Annotated in this window: 2 protein-coding genes; both read right to left on the reverse strand. The window is 30.0% G+C overall.

Annotation, left to right across the window (positions count from 1 at the left end):
* The coding region (locus JVU85_RS13870) for a DUF927 domain-containing protein (RefSeq protein ID WP_204170671.1) at positions 1–276 on the reverse strand (276 nt) is incomplete at its 3' end.
* 125 nt (positions 277–401) lie between these two features.
* On the reverse strand, positions 402–852 hold a 451-nt coding region (locus JVU85_RS13875; RefSeq protein ID WP_239441241.1), incomplete at its 5' end, for a DUF6038 family protein.

The raw sequence follows: 852 nt of genomic DNA on the forward strand, positions 1-852 counted from the left end.
GTACTTTTCATTGATGCTGAAGCTATACAGAACCAGTCTAGGTAATTTTTGTGTCGTTAGAATATCTGACGTTTCAATACGTTTAATATTTTTGCCATCCGTGATAGTCAATTTCTCAATCCCAGTAGAGGGATCAAGAAATTTGTTTTCAATGATGATTGGACTAGATAAACGAACTACCTTATCTTCGTCGTTTTTGTTTTTTGCTCGAATAAGTTCATACCATCCAGTTGAATTTACCCAATATGGATATTGCTTGAAGATGTTATGAGTCATAATTAATCTCTCCTTTGCTATATAAGCATTAAATTTGTGTTGCTACATACATATTAAAGGAGAATTAAACGCAAATAAGTAGGTCGTCCATATACAAAAAAATTGGACGACCTACTTAGGTAATGCTATTCAAATTTTAAATTGTCCAAGGTTTCACTTAGAGCTTTTGCGATAGACCAACTAGATAAATCATTGACTTGTTTACTGACGGTTTCGTCTTTAATTTGAGTAGATTTTATTTCTTCAAATAACTGGAAAGCGTTCGTTAATTCGGTAAAGTTTATTTTTGAAAGTGGCTCAATATCTTTATTAAATGAATATTTATCTAATAAAAGATGAATTCGATACAAGTCATTTAAGAAGCTCTCTACTTGATTTGGACTTATACCATCATCAACATAGGATTGGCGATTAGAATAAAATAGGTTAGAAAATTTAGACAATGATAAATAAAAGTCTTTATAAATATTGAGAAACTTATCGTTTGATATTAATGGATCGGGGCTATTTATTATATTCTCTATGCGCGATTCAAAATTTTGTAAATCAAAAGTGCTGTTTTTATATTGATTTATA

The sequence above is a fragment of the Staphylococcus sp. GDY8P72P genome (genome assembly GCF_016890655.1).
GTDB lineage: Bacteria > Bacillota > Bacilli > Staphylococcales > Staphylococcaceae > Staphylococcus > Staphylococcus arlettae.